Below are 17,739 nucleotides of genomic sequence, written 5' to 3' on the forward strand. Positions count from 1 at the left end.
TCACCGCTGCTGTGCGGTGCGCAGCTCGTCGGTGTACCGGCCGAGGGCGTCTTCGGCCGTGGGGACGGGGCCGAACAACTGCTCCTGGCGGCGGGGGTTGGCGACGTAGCGTCCGGTGTCGAACCAGCCGAACATCGCGGCCATGTCCTTGACCACCGGGTTGAAGCGGCCGACGACGGCTCCTGCGGCGCGGACGACGACGGATGGGACGGCCCACACCTTGATCTTCCTTCCGGCCCGGTGGCCCATCAGGTCGGCCACCTCGCGCATGCTGACCGGACGGTCCCAGCCGATGTCGATGCGCTCACTGTTGGCGGCCTGGGCGTCGACGGCGGCCGCCAGGTACGCCGCGAGATCGGAGGTGCGGACGAAGGTCAGCGGAACGGTGGCCTTGGACATCCAGATCAGGCGGCCCCTGTCGAGCGGGTTGCCCGCCATGGTCGCGACCTGGTCGAGGAAGGCCCCCGGGCGCAGGGCGACGAACGGGACGCCGAGCTGTTCGAGCTTGTCCTCGGCGATCTTCTTGTGCCAGAAGTGCGGGACTTGGGGCGTCTGGTCGCTGGTGAGGATGCTGGTCAGGACGAACCGCCGGATGCCGGAGCGGTGGGCGGCCTCGGCGAGGTTGGCGTTGCCGACGGTGTCGATGTCGTGCGCGTTCTTGCCGCCGCGGGTGTAGCCGGCAGCGGTGGTGATGACGGCATCGGCGCCGTTCATGGCGGCGACGAGCGAGTCGAGGTCGAGCATGTCGCCGCGGGCGATCTCGACACCCCGGCTTTCGAGCCTGCTCGCGTCGGTGGTCGGCCGGACCAGGGCGCGGACGTTCTTACCGCGCTTGAGCAGTTCGTCGACGACCTTGCCCCCGAGGGAGCCGGTCGCGCCGACGACGAGGACGGGCAGGGTGGTGGTCATGGGTGTCTCGCTTTCCAGCAGGTCAGTGGTGGGGGGAAATGGGTGGGCGGGGCAGTAGTTGCCGCGGACGTGGGTACCGTCGGCCCGGGTCGCTCAGAGGGTGGGCTTGTGGGGCGGATCCGCGGTGCGGGTCATCGCCGGCCTGCAGGAGCTTGCGGGGGTCGACGGTGAACGGGACGCGGGTGATGCGGTCGTCCTCGATGTGCAGCCTGGCTGGCGACGGGGAAGGGCTCGTGGGAGGGGTGTTGCCCTTTCCCTCGGACGAGTTCCGCCTGCCTGCACCGGGACAGCTCGCGCTTGCCCCTGACGCTGAGGCCCCGCTCAGCCCGTTCTCCCTGACGTACCGGGGTGAGCGGGGGTCGCGCCACATCCGCCAGCTCGGCTCACCGGGCTTTTTCCGGCAGTCGGGGAGCCTGGCTCCGTTCAGCACGGGCCTTCGTGCAGCTGAGTGCGCTGCAGCACTGTCCACTTCGCAGGAACGCCGGAAGCGATTTGCACTCCAGGCCGGAACCGGGGTGCAAGCCGAGGGGAGTTACTCAGACTCTTCCCGCGGCAGCGTGCGGCTGTTGAGCGCGTCGGCGATGGCGTAGGCGGTGCGGACGAAGGACTCCGCCTGCTGCGCCGAGAGGTCCCGTGCGGAGGTCTCCTCCAGGGCCCGCCACATGGCTGCCAGGGGCTCGCGCAGCGCCCGGCCCTTGTCGGTGAGGTGGACGACCAGGACGCGCCGGTCATGTGCGGCCGGCTCACGGATGAGCAGGCCGGCGTCCTGCATGCGGCGCAGGGACTTGGAGACGGTGGAGTGGTCCAGGCCGACGCTGTTGAGCAGCTCGGACTGGGTCTGGCCGTCCCGGTCGAGGAGTTGCATCAGCAGCAGTTCCTGTCCGAGATGCAGGTCCATCTCGCGGAGCATGGCGGCGGCGGAGGCGCGGTGTGCGCGGGCGAGCTGGAAGATCGCGTAGCTCATCGGTCCTGTGCCGGCCGTCGTGGGGATGCGGGGTTCGGGGGTGGACATGGTTCGGTTCCTCAGACGGTGTGGGTGGGGTAGTCGGTGTAGTCGGCCGCTCCGCCGCCGTAGAAGGTCGCAGGGTCGGGGGTGTTCAGCGGCGCGGTGACGGTTGTGACCGTGGTGACGAGCTTGCCGGCTCTGGGAGCTTGCGACTCAAGCCGCTCACTGCGCGGGGAGTCAGCCGAAGAACTTTTCCAGTTCGGCTACCAGGGCCTCCGGCTGCTCCTCCGCGACGAAGTGGCCGCTGTCCTCGATGCCGCTGTAGCGGATGTCGTTGGCTTTGCCTTCCATCATTGGCCGCATGAAGTCGGCGCCTTGATTGGCGATAGCCAAGGCGGGCATCTCCAGCGGGGGATATGAGTCGTTGTCGGCCACATCCTGGTGGAAGGTGTGGAATACGCCGAAGCCCGCGGTCAGCGCATCGGGTGTGTCGTAGGCCTGGGCGTAGATGGCCCGGCTCTCCTCGCTGATCCGTTCCGGGTGGAGCGCGAGGTGTTCGGCCGACCAGTCGATCACGTGCCGAAACCGCCCCGCGAGAAGCTTGGCGGGCAGTCCCTCGACCTGGCTCAACGGGTATATCCACAGGTTCAGATCACCGGTCCTGGGGAACGGCTTGGCGAAGTCCTGGAATATCTGCGAGAAGGGTGCGCCTTCCCACAGGGCGAGCTTCTTGGTGGCCTGCGGATAGTTGGCGGCGAAGCTGTATGCGACCATCGCACCGATGTCACCACCGGCAATGTTCACCTGCTCGTGGCCCAGGCCGCGGACCAGTTCGTAGACGTCCTTCGCCATGTTCTTCTTGTCGTAGCCGCCCTCGGGCTTGTCCGACTCTCCCTGACCGCGGTAGTCCACGGCGATGACGCGGAAGCGTTTGGCCAGCGGGGTCATGATCTTGTGGAGGCCGTGCCAGGTGCGCGGAAACCCGTCCATGAGCACCAGCGGCTCGCCTTCGCCACCGATGACGTAGTGGAGCCGGGTGCCGTTCACGTCGGCATAACGGTCTTCGAATCCTTCAAGCATGTGTGGCTCCTACTCGGGTCATCTCCATTGAGGAACTCGATCGTTCCATGATCACGGTCGTTCCTCCGGCTGATCATTTCTGCGGTGGAAGCTCCCGCTGTGCGGGGCGGCGCATGCGGGATGGGTGCCACCGAGATTCAACCGTTGATGCGTCAACACCCCTCCTGCCTGTTCAAGGCGTGGCGCACTACTAGAGGCAGGGCTTGGTCAGGTTCGTTTGTCGGTGGCGTGTCCGGTCGAGGGGTTGTGTCATTGACCGGTGTGTGACACCTGAAGCCCGGTGCGGACTGGAGGACTTCGCGGCGATGTGTTTGAGCCGTTCGCACGGGCGGATCAGCGTCGGCGGGGCGGGGGTGCACCTGCGGGGCCTACTGTTGGACGGGCAGTGGAAATAGGTGGAGCACCCGCTCGCGGTGTCGCTGACCGGCGGAAACCGCGACGACGTCACGCAGTTGCTGCCGCTGCTGGACAAGGTCCCGGCCGTGGCCGGCGCCGTCAGCCGCCCCAGACACCGGCCTGACGCGCTGGCAGACCGGGGCTACGACCACAACAAGTAGGCGTCTGCTCTGGGCCCGCGGTATCCGCCCGGTCATTGCCGAACGAGGCGAGCAACACGGGGGCGGCCTGGGCATCTTCCGGTATGTGGTCGAGCGGACGATCGCCTGGCTGCACGGCTAAAGCCGGCTGCGGATCCGCTGGGAACGACGCGACGACATCCACGAAGCCTTCCTTGGCCTCGCCACCTGCCTCATCACCCACCGCCACGTCCAACGCCTAGCTCCGTGAGATGTCTTTGTTAGGACCTCTTAAGCCAGCGTTGCAGCGCCTCGGGCACGTTCGTTGGATGTGAGCTGAAGCTCAACCGGATGTCGGGCTGGAGGTCGATGAGCACGTTGACGATCCGTTCGAACAGGACGGTGTACTCCGGGACATTCTTGATGCCGCCGCCGATGAGCACCACTCCGAACGAGTGCCCGTCGAACAGTCGGCGCAGCTCGGCCTCAGCCTCGTCGGGGTCCAGGCTGACATAGCCCTCCTCGCCGTCGATGCCTGTGGCCTGGAGCGCAGCCCAGCTGCGCTTCCTCATGGCGACCAGCTCCTCGAGCGTCGCGACCCCCGGCGGAAAATCGTCCGGCGAAAGCGCATCAGAGGTGATGCCGAGGGTCAGCACGCGTTGATTGATCGGAGGCTTCACTTGAGAGTTCTTGTGGGACATGAGGTCGCTCCTCCAAGGCAATATGGCCCCCTCTGATGGCACACCCATGGGGTCTCCTCAGTTCTGTGGGGGAAGTTCAAGAGAAAGTGTGGCTGGCCACATGATTAACGTAGCAGCAATCGTGTGGCTAGCCAAGTATTCGCGGATGCGGGGGCGGAGGTGGCTACCTCGGCTCGCTTCGGGGTGCGCCGACCACTTGCGTGGCCGACCACGTAAACGAAAAACAAAAAGGGCAGCGGGTGGTCGCGGGGAGGCGGTGGGCGGGCGTGCTCAGTCGACGGCCAGGACGAGCTTGCCCCGCACGTGCCCGGCGTCGCTGACCTGCTGGGCCGTGGCCGCCTGGTCGAGCGGGTAGGCGGTGACGGTAGTGACGAGCTTGCCGGCCGCGGCGTCCTGGGCCAGGGCGGCCAAGCGGGCGGTCGAGCGTTCCTGGGACCCCTGGGAGAAGGTGATGCCCAGCTGCCGTGCGCCGAAGTCGGCGATGGTGACGATGCGCTCGGTGCCGCCCCGCAGGGTGATGGAGTCCTCCAGGGCTCCCTTCCCGGCCAGGTCGAACACCGCGTCCACGCCGTCGGGGGCCAGCGCTCGCACCCGCTCGACCAGACCGTCGCCGTACACGGTCGCGGTGGCGCCGAGCGAGGTGAGGTAGTCCTGGTTGGAGGGGCCTGCGGTGGCAATCACGCGTGCTCCGCGGGCCGTGGCGAGCTGGACCGCCAGGGTTCCGACCGCTCCGGACGCGCCGTGCATCAGCACGGTCTCCCCGGCGGCGACCCTCAGCAGGTTCAGGACCCGCTCGGCCGTCTCGCTGGCGACCGGCAGCGCGACCGCGTGCTGCCAGTCGAGGTCGGCGGGCTTGGGGGCCACGGCGGTGGCCAGCGCGTACTGGGCGTACGAGCCGGTGTCCGACCAGCCCAGCACCTCATCGCCGACCTGCACGTCGCTCACGCCCCCGCCCAGGGTGTCCACCACGCCGGCGAGCTCGCCACCGGGGACGGCGGGGAAGGTCGTCGGGCGGATGGCCTCCAGCATCCCGGCGCGGATCTTGCCGTCCAGCGCGTTCAGTCCGGCGGCCTTCACGCGGACCCGGACCTGGCCGGGGCCGGGCTGTGGGATCTCGATGTCCGCCTCGTGCAGCACGTCCGGGCCGCCGAACTGGTCGAAAACGATTGCTTTCACGATGACTCCATTCCCTGTGGCCACCAAAAGCATGGCTGGCCACATAATCAAACGTAACAGCAATCATGTGGCTGGCCAGGTATTCGCGGACGCGGGGGCGGAGGTGGCCACCTCGGCTCGCTTTGGGGTGCGCCGACCACTTGCGTGGCCGACCACGTAAACGAATGCGGCGACCGCCAGGGTGTGCCCGTACCGCAGATCACCCAGGAACGTGTCACCCGGGCAAGAACAAGGGCCAGCGGCCCTCGGTCGCCACCGTCTACCGCACCCTCGCCGAGGAGGAAGATGAATCGGAGAGCCGAGCAGTCACCGGAGCTTCAAGATCAGCACGGACGCACGCGGCGGCCCGGAGAGGGCGATCGCGGTCGGGGCCGGCCCGCAGACCACCTACACCGTCCAGAAGCAGCCGCCGGCGGGCAGTTGCCACTTCCGGTACGAGAAGGGGGAGCCGCTGGAGGATCCGGCGTGCACGCCGGGTGCGATCTCTCCGGCGGTCACGCAGGCGAATCTGAAGTCCACGATCTGCCGCAAGGGCGGCTACACCTCCGGCATCCGGCCGTCCACCTCCGTCACTGGCAAGGAGAAGAAGCTGAACGCGGCCTCGTACGGCTACAAGGGCCCTATGGGGGATGCAGAGTTTGATCATCTAATTTCGTTGCAGCTCGGCGGCGACCCCAACGATCCCCGCAACCTGTGGGTCGAGCCACCGGACCCGGGCCACAAGAAGGGCGGCGGGGTCAACAACCGGAAGGACCCGGTGGAGACGAAACTGCACACCGCGGTCTGCGCCGGGAAGATCTCCCTGACGGCCGCGCAGAAGGCCATCGTCACCGACTGGACCACGGCTTTGAGCACTCTCGGCCTTGGGCGAGGGGGTGGCGGTTGGAGGATGTCTCGTCGGACTACTGGTAAGTCCCCGGCGGGTCTACGGCAGTCCTATACAGCTGAAGCCCCCGGATGGACGGGGGAGGCCAGCCGGGGCGGTAGGTGGTGGCGTGCGGAGGGCGGTCGCCTCGCGGCGGAGGGCTCCATGGGGCTTCAGCCGGACGATCGTCCCCATGGGCTATAGGTGAGGCCCGGGGACACTGTCCCCTCCGCAGCCACACTTTAATGAACGGTCAACTTTCCGGGGGTGTTCCCCCAACTGCCTGGCGGCCGCTGTGAGGTGGCACACCCGCCGGTCTCAAGGAGATATGGGGAAAGGCGGGGAAGCGGGCTGTCCGTGTTGGCTCGGTCGACGGGTCGGGCGGCAGTGAGCAAGACCGAACGGCCTGATAGTGGATGCCGCCGGCGCCGAAGAGATCGAACTCGGCTTCCGGTCAGAAGACCGGGTTCAGCGGACGGTCGGGCCCCGGGACCGGTAGCGGCTGGCGCCCGGCAGGGTGCTTGCGTCCGGGTCGGGTTGCCCCGCTGCGGGGAGGCGCGGTGCCGGGAGCGCTCGGTCGGGCTGGGTGATATCGGCTGCCAATGCGTGACACCCGCTCACCTATGACCGAAACAGACCAAAAAGGTGTGCAGTCTTTGCGCTTCCTGTGCTTGGATGGCGTCAACGCGACGGGGGTACGCGGGAGTTGACGTTGTGCCGTCGTCGGTGGAGACCAACACCGGGGGTACAACTTGAAACCGAGAAAGCTGCTCACTACAGGGGCCGTGGCGCTGGGACTGCTCGCAACGGCCGCCCCGTCAGCATCAGCTGCGGCCGGCCCGTCGGGTGACGGACAGCTGCGCGCCACCATCGGCCAGCCCGGGGCCCGGGCGAGCGCTCTGGCCAGCCCGGCCGCGAACGCGTCCTGCACCGTCAACCGCATCACGGTCAACCGCTTCAGCGAGTGCGAGTGGGTCACCGTCCACCTGGACGTCGTGAAAGTTATCAACGGGCGCCCGGTCATCGAGGGCACCGTCGACTTCAGCGTCAAAGCACCAGATGACACTGAAGACCAACTCCGCCAACTGGGGTGAGAAGTTCACCATCTCCAAGGCGGCGACCACGGGCCAGGGCAGGGGCGTCGCCGTCAAGTTCTCCGCCACCTCCGGCGGCGGCACCAGGGCCACGGTCCACTTCCAGCAGGGCCACACCCTCGACAGTGCGGCCAGCGGCAGCGTCGACTACAAGACCGCCGCCATCGCCCCGAAGAAGATCAACCCCAAGGCGAAGACCACCTACGGCTACACCTTCACCAAGGCCGGCTACAGCCCCGCCAGTGTTTCCTACGCCTCCGCCGTCTACCGGTGCGACAACTACTACGGCAGCACCCGGGCCAGCCGGTCCGGATGCGCCATCCCGGAAGCACCCACCGGGGTGAGCATGGTCGGTCTGGCCCGCATCGACGAGGGCATCCGCAACCTCCGCTCCCGCGGCGGCCATTACGGCGACCCGAACGGCGGCAAGCCCCTGCACTGGATGATCAACAAGACGCAGGAAGGCCGCAACCGCGCCGCAGTGTGCCCGCGGACCGCGCCGGCGGACATGCGCCGCGCCGGCCGCACCTCGTGTGACGAGTACTCGTTCGCTTCCACCTACGAGGGCGGCACCGCCCTTCCTGCCTCCCAGCGGGAGATCACCTGGGTCAGGGTGAATGAGAACAAGGCCCAGGGCGGACGCATCACCGCCTGGCGCGGCCAGATGCACGTCATGGATCACGACCCGTTCTACGTGATCGCCTGGCCATCGCTACAGTCCCCGCAAGACTGGGTGCCTCTTCCCGCATCGTCCGGGAGGGGGCACCCTGCCCCGTTCAAGGAGGCTTTCCATGCTGGTCCGTGCATCGTCGTTCACCGTCGAGCTAGGCGAAGGCGGCTATCTGATCGGCTTCACCGACGACTACGAGTACCCCAAAGAGATGCCCTTCGGCTGGCGCTGCGGCGCGGCCACCGACGCCGGCGGCGTCGTCCTCACCACCACCGACACCGGCCCCCTCCAGCTGACCGTCCAGGTCCACGACGCCCCGCCGGCACGCGAGACCGGCGCCGAGTGGGAGCCCGCGGAGGAGATCAGCCTGCGGGCCGACCTCCCCGCCCTCTACGTCGCGACCCTCGAACAAGGCGACATCCTCGACGCATGGCCGGACGACGAACCTCCGCTGGAGTTCCCGTTCTCATCCGACGGGTCGGACTGGGTGCGGATGCGTCTGTACTGCCACGCCGACGACCCCGAACCCGGCATCGGCGACCACGGGGAACGCCACCTCGTCCAACTCTGGCCCGCACCCCACACGCCCCCCGTCCACCCCGGCATCACCGAAGCGGACCGGCAGGCCCGCGCCGACTACGCCGCAGACATGGCCACGCCCGTGGAGGACTACACCACCACCTACACGCACCCCGGCGAACAAGACTGACACTCGCCCCTGAGGGGGGTCTCGATGGCCGCACCGGCCGTTCGGCCTGGTCGCACCGTGCCGACGCGGGGAATCAACGCAGCCGCCGGATGCTTTCACCTTGAGTGAAGAAGATAGGTTTCCTCTCGTTTGGCCACTGGTCGCCGAGTGCGCAGTCCAAGACCCGGTCCGCAGCCGACTTCCTGCACCAGTCCATCGACCTGGCGGTCGCTGCCGAGGAGCTCGGCGTGGACGGTGCGTACTTCCGGGTGCACCACTTCGCGCAGCAGGCAGCCAGCCCGTTCCCGCTGCTCTCGGCCATCGGCGCACGGACCTCGAAGATCGAGATCGGCACCGGCGTGATCGACATGCGCTATGAGAACCCGCTGTACATGGCCGAGGACGCCGGCGCTGCCGACCTCATCTCCGGCGGCCGGCTGCAACTCGGCATCAGCCGCGGATCACCGGAACAGGTGATCGACGGCTGGCGATACTTCGGTTACACCCCCGCGGAGGGCGAGACCGGCACGGACATGGCCCGCCGGCACACCGAGGCCTTCCTCAAGGTGCTCGAGGGCGAAGGCTTCGCGCAGCCGAACCCGCGGCCGATGTTCCCCAACCCGCCGGGGCTGCTGCGCATCGAGCCGCACTCCGAGGGGCTGCGCGAGCGGATCTGGTGGGGCTCCGGCTCGAACGCGACCGCCGTCTGGGCCGCGAAGCTGGGGATGAACCTGCAGAGTTCCACACTGAAGGACGACGAGACGGGCGAGCCGTTGCACGTCCAGCAGCGCAAGCAGATCGAGGCGTACCGCGAGGCGTACAAGGAGGCAGGCCACACGCGAGAACCGCGTGTGTCGGTCAGCCGCAGCGTCTTTGCCCTGACCAACGACCTGGACCGGGCCTACTTCGGCCACGACCGCAACTCGCGGGACCAGCTCGGCATGATTGACGACACGACCAGGGCGATCTTCGGACGCTCGTACGCCGCCGAGCCGGACGTACTGGTGAAGCAACTCCAGGAAGACGAGGCCATCCAAGCCGCGGACACCCTGCTGCTGACCATCCCGAACCAGCTCGGTGTCGACTACAACGCCCATGTGCTGGAGAGCATCCTCACCCACGTAGCGCCGGAGCTCGGCTGGCGCTGAGTGCCTGCCGCCCTGCGTGCGGGCCGGCTCGGCACCGGCGACCTCTTCGTCACCGTGCACCTTGCGGGTGTTTGTCGGCCTCACCGGCCGACTCCGGGTACCGCCCGCTGATGGGCTGGCGGATCAGGTCCGTTCGGCGTCGTGTGATCACGGGATCAAGCGGTGGCGACTGTGCCTGACGCGGGAACAGATGGAGTCGGTGGCGTACAGGTTGTGGCTACACCGGATGACCGGCTCGGCCGCGGAGGCCAACCGCTTCGCTCGCGAGTGCGGCGTCGCGCACTGCCCGTATCCAGCCGAGCGGGACGGGCCGGCACCGGGCGTCGTCGTGACGACGGCGCCGGGCAAGGCCGCGCCCCGTGGCGCGGGGTCTAGCGGGCGAGGGTGACGTGGATGGGTTGGTCGGGGCAGCGGCTGAGGCCCTCGGTGAGCGTGGCTTGTTCGGTGGGGTCGATGGACAGGCCCCACCGGGTTTTGTCGGCGACCCAGTCGGTCAGGTACTGGTCGCTGGGGTCCTTGTCACCCTTGGACCGGTCTGCCACTGCCCCGGACGCGGGATGGCCGGGGATACCGCGAGGGTGATGAGGTCAGGGCGTCGGGTGCAGTGTGTGGCGTGCTCCGGAGCTTGTTTCCGGGTGCCGCGCGCGAGGTGAGGCACAGGGCGCTCGGGGAGCGCGGGGCGCGCGCCTAGCGGATCAGGCGGCTCACAGTGTGATGCACGTTACTCTCCGCGTCCGAACGGTCATCTTCTGTACATGGTGCTTCATGTCCGTGCATCTTCGGCCCTCAACTTGTCGGCCCTGTAATAAATCTGACGCGGTGAAAGATGGGCGGCAGTTGCGGGTGCGCCAGCGGGTGGGACATGGGCACCGGTGTAGAGCAGTAGCAGGTGGTGTTGTGGATCAGTCGACATTCGGAAGCGCGGCCGCTTAGCCCGCCGATTGGCGTTTAGGTCTGTGGAATGCTGAGAAGCCAATTATGGCGAGACGATCGGTCAGCGCCGTCCGTCCAGCCGCGCCCGTCCCGACCTACTGCCCGCCAGGCCGCCGAACCCGCCGGCCGGCCGGACCGACGGCTACGGCGGCCACTCCCTCAAGGACCTGCGTGAGCAGGCCATCGGTCACAGGCGCTGTCAGTGCACCCGTCTAGTTTCACCGCGTGACTGAGCCTTCCTACCTTGCCGCGGTCCGGGAGTCATACGACACCGTGGCCGACGACTACGCCTCCCTTGTCAAGACCCCGTCTGAGCTGGACCCGCTGTCTCGCTCGATGCTGACCGCCTTCGCCGAGCTGGTGCAGGCATCTGACCGAGGACCGGTCGCGGACCTGGGCTGCGGACCCGGAAGAGTGACGGCGCACATGGCCGAACTCGGGGTTTCTGTCTTCGGCATCGATGTGTCCCCGAAGATGATCGAACTAGCCCGAAGCGCCTATCCGGAGCTGCGCTTTTCCGTGGGCTCCATGACCGCGCTGGAGATCGAAGACGACACGCTCGGCGGCATCCTGGCGTACTACTCCACCCACCACACACCTCCGGAGCTGCTGCCGGTCGTGTTCGCCGAGTTCCACCGCACCCTGGCACCCGGCGGACATCTCCTCCTAGCTGGCCACGTGGGCACCGGTGAGCACCGCCGTCCGACACACGGCTATGGCGGCCACCCCGTGTCTTACGCGTCGTATCGGCTGCCCACACACCAGCTCGTTGAGCTGCTGAACCAGGCCGAATTCACCATCACCGCTCAGCTGGTGCAGGAGCCCGACGAGGAACTGAACTGGAAGTTCGCCAGTTTCCTGGCCTACAAGCCGACTACCGAGGAGCAAGCTTGACTTCCTAGTCCCCTGAGATGTCTTGACAGCTCTCGCCGCAGCCGCCGAAAGGGTCGCGGCCAAGGGGGTGTGTGATATAGGTGCGCGGCCGGATCCGATGCGCACCATGTGCGGTGCGCGGTGCGGGTGGTGCGCACGATGAGCCTCCGCCAACTCGAATTCGCTGGTCAAAGGGCTGGTATGACCGGATCTCGGGGTACTCGGGCTGGTCGTGGGCGGCTGTCTGAGGAGTAGATCGTCTGTCAGCGGTCGGCTGCTCGTCTTCCGTTCGCTGTGGCCGGGCGGCCTTCTACGAGCCGGTGAATGCTCGCGTCCCGAGCCGGTTCAGCGGTTCGGCGATCCGGTCAGCTTGGGAGCCAGTCGGCATATGAAGCCCGGAGCCGTCCCTACCAACTAGCGGTCCGGCGCAATCGTGGAAGATGGAACCCATGACAGGGGACGCGAGCGAGATCGTTCTGAGCAAGCAGGACCTTCGTGAGATCGCCGCGTTCGCTGCGGCCTGTGCTGAGGCGGCGCTTGAGGTATTCGAGGCCGATCAGCCGGACGACTCGCGGCCTCGAGACGCGATCAGTGCCGCGTGGGAGTTCACCCGGGGCGGCGAACGCGGGAAGTCTCTGCGCGACACGGCATCGGCGGCCCTCAAAGCGGCCAAGGGCGCGGATACTGCGGCTGCCCGAGAGGCAGCGTGGGCTGCGATGTCTGCGGCAGGCGCCGCCTACCTGCATCCGTTGGCCAAGGCCACCCAGGTCAAGCACATCCTCGGAGCTGGCGCTTACTCGGCCAGAGCGGCCGAACTCGTCGACGGCGACGATTGGAGCGTTGGTGCCGAAAGTATCGAGCAGACGGTGCATCGTGCGACACCAGTCGTCATTGACGTGCTCAAACGCTTCCCGGCGGCGCCGAGTGGCGGCGGACGGGTTGGTGAGTTGATCCGCATGCTGGACGCTGACCTTCGTTCACTCACCATCGCTGAGTGACTTTCAGAGTCCAGGCGGAGCGGGCCTCACATCCGTCAACGGTTGACTTCGAGGTTCGTCAGGACAAGCAGGGCGCGCAGGAGGCGGGTCGCGTGGGCGGTGTCGGTGCGGAGCTTGGTGAGGGTCCGCCAGTTTTTGAGGTGGGCGAAGCCGTGCTCGACCGGTGCGCGCCCGACGGCGAGGACGCGGTTGGCTTCCTTCTGGCCTGGGGTGAGTTTGTGGGTGCGGCTGGCGTGAAAGCCGGTGACGATCACGGGGTCGAGTACGTCGTTGTCCAGGCCGCGGAAGCCGAGGTCCGCGAGGGCGCCGAGGCCGGCGGCGCGCAGGTGGGCCAGGATGTGGTCGTGGCGGGCGGCGGTGATGTCGTGGGTGCGGCCGGGCCGGGCAGCGGATATCCAGATCAGGCGGCCCTGCTCGTCTGTCAGCGCAAAGAAGTGGAGGCCGTGACGGCGATGCTTGCCGGAGTAGTTCCGCCGGTTGGCCTTTCCGGTGCGGCGCTGGGTGGGGATGAGGGTGCCGTCGATCAGGACCACTTCCCCGCCGTGCTTGGCGACCTTCTTCAGGACGCGGTCCAGACGTGGGGCCTGCGCGGCGAGCAGGGTGATCAGCTCGTCGCGCCAGCGGCGGACGGTGGATTCGGACACGTTGTTGCCGCCGGCCATGTAGGCCAGGCGCTGGTCGTGGCGCAGCACGGCCAGGACGATCACCGCGATCCGTCCGGGCGGCAGGATCCGCCACCGGGACCGTATCGCCTTCAGGTGGCGCCGCAGCAGATCGGCGAGGTGGTTGACAGTGCGCGTGGACAGCGGCAGACGGCACTGGTAGACAAGCGGGCAGGTGTCCTCGGCGCGCTTTTGGGCATTCGTCACACAATTCCAACGGCCGCCGGGGTACCCCGGTTACGCCCGCGCCGAGCCGCTCCGAGTGGCGGTGTTCCTGGTCACAGGCGGGTGGTGAACCGGCCGTCGGGCAGCTTCCTCAGCCAGCCGCGATTGACCAGCCTCCCGCGCAGCGGTTCCAGTTTGGCCCGAACGCTGACGTCGACGCCCAACATCTCGCCGACCTGCCGGGCCATGACCGGTCTGGCGGCCTGCCGCACGGCGGCAACGATGCGCTGGTAGTCGGGCGGGAGCATGGTCTCCTCAACGTCCGGCGTACGGTGCGGAATCAGCATCACCGCACGGCCGCCCACCTGCCCAGGTCCAAGGCCGGCCGACTCTCGTTCGTTGGCGAGCTGCTCGCTCACCCGCTCAAAGACCCGTTCGGCGACGGCGAGTTCGTCCCGCTCGGCCCGCACCTCCGCCAGCTGCTTGGCCAGCTGTTCTTCGAGTTCGTCCAGTTCCGCGCGCCGCGCGGTGATTCGTTCCAGTAGTTCGGGATCCAGCATGCGCCGGATCGTAGGAGGCCGTCCGACCGCCACGGGCAGGAACCGGTGAATCGACCGCGGCCGTTGCCCACGCGCTCACTGCACTGAGCGTTCCAATGCATCTCGATGATCGGAAACCCACTGATAGGCCGACTGAACTTGCCTCACTGCCCCTGCGTCACGGAGCCGGGCCATGGCGAAGTCACCCGCATCGGCCTGGGTCTCGATGCCCCGCCAACACCGATCCTGCCACCACAAGATCGTGGACACGAGACGTTGCCGGTCAGGCAACTCGTAGCTGTCAACGATCAGCCTCATCCGTCGGGCTGCCTTCTCGACGTCGGTGACCGAAGAGCCCAGACCGAGGTACTGCCAGCAGACATGAGCGATGTCGTGGATCCGCGCGCCCGGTGCCGCAAGGTCCCAGTCGATGAATGCCGCTGGCCGAAGCTCGCCACCGCACAGCTGATAGACCGTGTTCTTGGGCGACAGGTCGTTGTGACAAACGACCTCTTGTTCTCCGGCCAGCGGGGTGCCGGCCGTCAGGTCATGGAACTCACGCACGAGCCGGGCGACCGTCACCAGACTCTCGTCCGATGACACAGCAGCAGGTTGTCGCGGCTCCCATGCCACGTGGCCATCGAGGTAACTGAGGACTTCACGGCCCTCGTCGTCCACACCGAGATACCGCGGAGCACCACCCCAGCCACTGGCTTCAAGCAACCTCAGCAGATCACCCACGAACTTCGCCGAAGCTGGACGACGCACCGTGTCCCCGACACGAACGACCGCATTGACGAAACCTCCGGGCAAGAACGACTCAGGCATCCATCCACCCTGCCTGATCACTACCTCTAACGCTCATAACTTGTCCCGACGCTTGATCCGCCCCAAGACACCCCGCCAGATGATCTACTCCGCAGACTCCCGCCCACGACCAGCGCGAGCACCCCGACAGACGAGCACACCAGCCCTTTGACCTGCGATGTCAAGTTGGCGGGGGCTCACTCCAGCACCTCGGGCTCAAGCCCCTGGTGGCGGCGGGGCGGTCGTGCGGGGGGCTTCTTCTGCGCGCGAGGGGAGTCCTCGGGTGTCGGGGCGGCTGCTTTTCGATCCGGACACTGGCCTTGCGCCGCTCGCTGCCCGAGAGCGAACTGCCGGCTGCGCTGGCAGCTGCAGTCAGCTGTGTGATCAGTCGGCGTTCCTCGGCGACGGATAGGTCGGCTGCGCCGTTGAGGTAGACGAGGATGCTGCGGACTTCCCGTAGCGCCGCTCGGCGTTGACGACGCTCCTGGCGTGCGCCGTTGAGGTGTTGTTCCAGTGTCTCTTTCGGGGATTGCTGCCTGCGCGGCGGCTGCGGCTTGGGGCCCTCGCGTGGCGGGCCGGGCCGTTTGCGTTTGGGGCGGGGGCGCAGGGGAGGGGGATAGAGGACGGTCCGGCCCGCGCCGGCGGCGGGGAGGTGGTCTTGCTGGCGGAGGAAGGCGCGGGCTGCGGCCAGGACACGCTGCTCGGAGGCGCTGGCGCCGCGCCGGGTGAGGGCCGTGGCGGTCTGCAACTGGGAGCGGACGTCCCAGGCCCGCCTCTCGGAGACGGCTTTGGCGAGGTCGGCGAAGACGCGTTGCTGGTAGTCCTCATGCCCGGTGAGCCAGTCCCGGGCTTCGTCGAGGGCTGCTTGTGCTTCAGTGCGGGCCGGGCCGGTCAGGGTTTCGAGGAAGGGGCCGCTGCTGGCATACAGGCGGCGCACGTGTTCGACGGTCCCAGCGCGCTGAGCTGCCTCCAGGCCGCGGATGAACCGGATGACGTTCTCCGGCAGGGCTCCCGTGCCCTCTGTCGCCGTGCCGGTCGGTGGAGGGCCGGTCGTAGGGGGGTGTTGTCGCAGGATCTCGCTGGCAGCGGGGGTTATCAGGCCGTCGTCGGTCCAGGAGCAGTCGGCGAGGGGGCCCATTCGGTGGGGTGGGCCAGGCTTTGGGTGCCGATCCACACCTGGCGGCTGGCGCCGTCGCTCTCACATCGCACCCGGTACACGTACGGGCAGCGGGAGAGCACCCCGGGGTCCGGCACCACGCCGGGTCCCAGAACAGGAATGCGGCCGCCGTCCCAGTCGGGCTGCACCCCGCCGTCCATATGGACCCTCAGGAGGACGCCGTCCTCCAGGTCTACGTCCAGCAATGAGCCGATCGGCGGCGGGAAGGCGAAGGAGCCGGCTCGGCCGTGCTCGAGCAGAGACCGGGTGATCGCCGACTTCACATTCCCTGTCAAGTCCTTGTGTTCCGTTGGGCGGACTGACTAGTAGGGCTTGGTCAGGTCTGTATTGGTGCTGGTATGTCGCGGTGGCAGGTCGGGCAGGCGCCGGTCCAGACCGCGAGCAGTGTCTGTAGCTCGCGGACGACCTGGTAGAGGCTCAGGCCGACGCCGTGTCTTTTGGGGCCCGGGCCAGTCGTTGCAGAGTGCAGAAGGCATGTGCGACAGAGACAAGGGTGACGTGGTGGTGCCAGCCGCCCCAGGTCCGGCCCTCGAAATGGGCCAGGCCCAGGGCCTGCTTCATCTCCCGGTAGTCGTGCTCGATGCGCCAGCGGAGCTTGGCGAGCCGGACCAGCGTGGTCAGAGGCATGCCGGAGGGCAGGTCGGACAGCCAGAACTGCACCGGCTCGCTCTCACCGGCAGGCCATTCGGCCAACAGCCAGCACTCTGGCAGCTCCGGGCCGTTGGTGGCCTGCCGAACCTCGCGTCCGGCAGGCCGGATGCGCAAGGCCACGAAGCGGGAGTACATCCGCTTGCGGCCGGAGCGGCCGGTGCCAGGCCGGGAGCCTTCACGCCACTGCACCGGCCGAGCTGCCTTCCGCCCCGCCGCGATGACCAACTCCTTCACCGACCGTGGCTTGTCGGGATACTTGGCCACCGGCGGGCGTCCGGTCCCGGAGTACGGCTCGGCCACCGGCACCGCGTCGGCGGGCTGAGCCGACAGCGTGGTGGAGATCCCCACCACGTAATTCAGGCCGCGGGCCTGCAGTCCGTGGCGGAACGCGGCAGCGTCGCCGTATCCGGCGTCCGCGACGGCCAGCGGCACCTCGATCCCCCACGAGCGGGTCTCGTCGAGCATGTCCAGGGCCAGCTGCCACTTCTCCACATGCCCGACATCGTCCGGGATGCCGCAGGCGGTGCGGCGGGCGATCTTGTCCGCATCGGCCTTCGGTGAGGCGGGATCCCAGGTCCGGGGCAGGAACAGCCGCCAGTTGACCGCCGCCGAGGCGGTCTCGGACGCGAGGTGGACCGAGACGCCGACCTGGCAGTTGGTGACCTTGCCCGCGGTGCCGGTGTACTGCCGCGACACGCATGCCGAGGCAGTCCCGTCCTTGAGGAACCCGGTGTCGTCGAAGACCAGGGCTTCCGGCCCGATCACCTTCTCCATCCGCCAGGCGAGCTGGGCCCGGATATGTGCCGGGTCCCAGGGGCTGGTGGTGATGAAGTTGGCCAGTGCCTGACGATTGCCGTCCTCCCCGAGCCGGGCGGCCATCGGCTCGACCGACTTACGCTGCCCGTCGGTCAGCAGCCCCCGCAGATAAACCTGCCCCCACCGGCGCTGATCCTTGCGCGCGAACGGCTCGAACACCTCCGCCGCGAACGCCTCCAACTCACCACGCACCACAGCAATCTCGTCCGGAGTCACACACTCTCAACGCCACACCGGGCCGACAGGACACGCACCACCACAACCGACCTGACCAAGCCCTACTAGGAGTTGGCTGGACACTGCTGTGCGGGTGTCTGGCTGTGTCA

18 protein-coding genes and 3 pseudogenes are annotated in these 17,739 nt (G+C 67.8%); 9 read left to right on the forward strand and 12 right to left on the reverse strand.

Annotated elements, in window-relative coordinates; translation table 11 throughout:
* From SMIR_RS38500 to SMIR_RS38510, 3 genes are all read right to left on the reverse strand, one after another.
* Complete coding sequence (locus tag SMIR_RS38500; protein ID WP_168488773.1) at positions 1–909, reverse strand: SDR family oxidoreductase; 909 nt, start codon at positions 907–909, stop codon at positions 1–3.
* Positions 910–1,441: 532 nt separating this feature from the next.
* Positions 1,442–1,921, reverse strand: coding sequence for a MarR family winged helix-turn-helix transcriptional regulator (locus SMIR_RS38505; RefSeq protein ID WP_168488771.1), 480 nt, complete (start codon positions 1,919–1,921; stop codon positions 1,442–1,444).
* A 171-nt stretch (positions 1,922–2,092) separates the two neighbouring features.
* Positions 2,093–2,935 carry an alpha/beta fold hydrolase gene (locus SMIR_RS38510; protein ID WP_168488769.1) on the reverse strand — a complete coding sequence of 281 codons (843 nt, stop codon included), beginning with the start codon at positions 2,933–2,935 and terminating at the stop codon, positions 2,093–2,095.
* Positions 2,936–3,339: 404 nt separating this feature from the next.
* Here SMIR_RS38510 and SMIR_RS43915 point away from each other — a divergent pair.
* Positions 3,340–3,721 (forward strand): annotated as a pseudogene (locus SMIR_RS43915) (transposase); the annotation flags it as partial.
* A gap of 10 nt (positions 3,722–3,731) precedes the next feature.
* On the opposite strand, the gene SMIR_RS38520 reads toward SMIR_RS43915, so the two are convergent.
* Together SMIR_RS38520 and SMIR_RS38525 are read right to left on the reverse strand one after the other, a co-directional pair.
* A complete protein-coding gene (locus SMIR_RS38520; protein WP_168488765.1) occupies positions 3,732–4,151 on the reverse strand; it encodes a hypothetical protein in 420 nt (139 codons plus the stop codon).
* Between the two features lie 270 nt (positions 4,152–4,421).
* A complete protein-coding gene (locus SMIR_RS38525; protein WP_168488763.1) occupies positions 4,422–5,327 on the reverse strand; it encodes an NADP-dependent oxidoreductase in 906 nt (301 codons plus the stop codon).
* Between the two features lie 289 nt (positions 5,328–5,616).
* Here SMIR_RS38525 and SMIR_RS43920 point away from each other — a divergent pair.
* The 6 genes and pseudogenes from SMIR_RS43920 to SMIR_RS43930 form a co-directional block, all read left to right on the forward strand.
* Positions 5,617–6,192 (forward strand): annotated as a pseudogene (locus SMIR_RS43920) (hypothetical protein); the annotation flags it as partial.
* 785 nt (positions 6,193–6,977) lie between these two features.
* Positions 6,978–7,286 carry a hypothetical protein gene (locus SMIR_RS43925; RefSeq protein WP_249938558.1) on the forward strand — a complete coding sequence of 103 codons (309 nt, stop codon included), beginning with the start codon at positions 6,978–6,980 and terminating at the stop codon, positions 7,284–7,286.
* Positions 7,287–7,794: 508 nt separating this feature from the next.
* Positions 7,795–7,923 (forward strand): annotated as a pseudogene (locus SMIR_RS45070) (NucA/NucB deoxyribonuclease domain-containing protein); the annotation flags it as partial.
* A gap of 154 nt (positions 7,924–8,077) precedes the next feature.
* Complete coding sequence (locus SMIR_RS38535) at positions 8,078–8,665, forward strand: hypothetical protein (RefSeq protein WP_212728084.1); 588 nt, start codon at positions 8,078–8,080, stop codon at positions 8,663–8,665.
* A gap of 104 nt (positions 8,666–8,769) precedes the next feature.
* Positions 8,770–9,792, forward strand: coding sequence for an LLM class flavin-dependent oxidoreductase (locus SMIR_RS38540; RefSeq protein ID WP_168488759.1), 1,023 nt, complete (start codon positions 8,770–8,772; stop codon positions 9,790–9,792).
* 67 nt (positions 9,793–9,859) lie between these two features.
* Positions 9,860–10,180 carry a DUF6417 family protein gene (locus SMIR_RS43930; RefSeq protein ID WP_249938559.1) on the forward strand — a complete coding sequence of 107 codons (321 nt, stop codon included), beginning with the start codon at positions 9,860–9,862 and terminating at the stop codon, positions 10,178–10,180.
* Here SMIR_RS43930 and SMIR_RS38545 read toward each other — a convergent pair.
* Entirely contained in the window at positions 10,164–10,334 is a 171-nt protein-coding gene (locus SMIR_RS38545; protein WP_212728085.1) for a hypothetical protein, read from the reverse strand. The genes SMIR_RS43930 and SMIR_RS38545 overlap by 17 nt on opposite strands.
* Positions 10,335–10,950: 616 nt before the next feature.
* Here SMIR_RS38545 and SMIR_RS38550 point away from each other — a divergent pair.
* Both SMIR_RS38550 and SMIR_RS38555 read left to right on the forward strand, forming a co-directional pair.
* Positions 10,951–11,619 (forward strand): class I SAM-dependent methyltransferase, encoded by a 669-nt coding sequence (locus SMIR_RS38550; RefSeq protein WP_168488754.1) that lies wholly within the window; start codon positions 10,951–10,953, stop codon positions 11,617–11,619.
* A 428-nt stretch (positions 11,620–12,047) separates the two neighbouring features.
* Positions 12,048–12,596 carry a putative immunity protein gene (locus tag SMIR_RS38555; RefSeq protein ID WP_212728086.1) on the forward strand — a complete coding sequence of 183 codons (549 nt, stop codon included), beginning with the start codon at positions 12,048–12,050 and terminating at the stop codon, positions 12,594–12,596.
* Between the two features lie 35 nt (positions 12,597–12,631).
* Here the strand turns inward: SMIR_RS38555 and SMIR_RS38560 are convergent, their stop codons facing one another.
* From SMIR_RS38560 to SMIR_RS38585, 6 genes are all read right to left on the reverse strand, one after another.
* A complete protein-coding gene (locus tag SMIR_RS38560; RefSeq protein ID WP_212728087.1) occupies positions 12,632–13,465 on the reverse strand; it encodes a transposase family protein in 834 nt (277 codons plus the stop codon).
* Between the two features lie 71 nt (positions 13,466–13,536).
* A complete protein-coding gene (locus SMIR_RS38565; RefSeq protein WP_211118560.1) occupies positions 13,537–13,983 on the reverse strand; it encodes a hypothetical protein in 447 nt (148 codons plus the stop codon).
* 75 nt (positions 13,984–14,058) lie between these two features.
* On the reverse strand, positions 14,059–14,790 hold the full coding sequence (locus tag SMIR_RS38570) for a phosphotransferase (RefSeq protein WP_168488747.1): 732 nt from the start codon (positions 14,788–14,790) through the stop codon (positions 14,059–14,061).
* 160 nt (positions 14,791–14,950) lie between these two features.
* On the reverse strand, positions 14,951–15,706 hold the full coding sequence (locus SMIR_RS38575; protein ID WP_212728088.1) for a hypothetical protein: 756 nt from the start codon (positions 15,704–15,706) through the stop codon (positions 14,951–14,953).
* Positions 15,707–15,864: 158 nt separating this feature from the next.
* Positions 15,865–16,221, reverse strand: coding sequence for a hypothetical protein (locus SMIR_RS38580; RefSeq protein WP_168488743.1), 357 nt, complete (start codon positions 16,219–16,221; stop codon positions 15,865–15,867).
* Between the two features lie 142 nt (positions 16,222–16,363).
* Positions 16,364–17,629 carry an IS701 family transposase gene (locus SMIR_RS38585; RefSeq protein ID WP_168488627.1) on the reverse strand — a complete coding sequence of 422 codons (1,266 nt, stop codon included), beginning with the start codon at positions 17,627–17,629 and terminating at the stop codon, positions 16,364–16,366.
* Positions 17,630–17,739 lie beyond the last annotated feature (110 nt).

Origin of the sequence: Streptomyces mirabilis, assembly GCF_018310535.1 — a bacterium.
GTDB lineage: Bacteria > Actinomycetota > Actinomycetes > Streptomycetales > Streptomycetaceae > Streptomyces.

What these genes read in the sequence shown, in the direction of transcription:
- SMIR_RS38505 (WP_168488771.1), bottom strand. Translation starts at nt 1,921, where the DNA reads ATGTCCACCCCCGAACCCCGCATCCCCACGACGGCCGGCACAGGACCG.
- SMIR_RS38535 (WP_212728084.1), top strand. Translation starts at nt 8,078, where the DNA reads ATGCTGGTCCGTGCATCGTCGTTCACCGTCGAGCTAGGCGAAGGCGGC.
- SMIR_RS38565 (WP_211118560.1), bottom strand. Translation starts at nt 13,983, where the DNA reads ATGCTGGATCCCGAACTACTGGAACGAATCACCGCGCGGCGCGCGGAA.
- SMIR_RS38555 (WP_212728086.1), top strand. Translation starts at nt 12,048, where the DNA reads ATGACAGGGGACGCGAGCGAGATCGTTCTGAGCAAGCAGGACCTTCGT.
- SMIR_RS38500 (WP_168488773.1), bottom strand. Translation starts at nt 909, where the DNA reads ATGACCACCACCCTGCCCGTCCTCGTCGTCGGCGCGACCGGCTCCCTC.
- SMIR_RS38570 (WP_168488747.1), bottom strand. Translation starts at nt 14,790, where the DNA reads ATGCCTGAGTCGTTCTTGCCCGGAGGTTTCGTCAATGCGGTCGTTCGT.
- SMIR_RS38510 (WP_168488769.1), bottom strand. Translation starts at nt 2,935, where the DNA reads ATGCTTGAAGGATTCGAAGACCGTTATGCCGACGTGAACGGCACCCGG.
- SMIR_RS38520 (WP_168488765.1), bottom strand. Translation starts at nt 4,151, where the DNA reads ATGTCCCACAAGAACTCTCAAGTGAAGCCTCCGATCAATCAACGCGTG.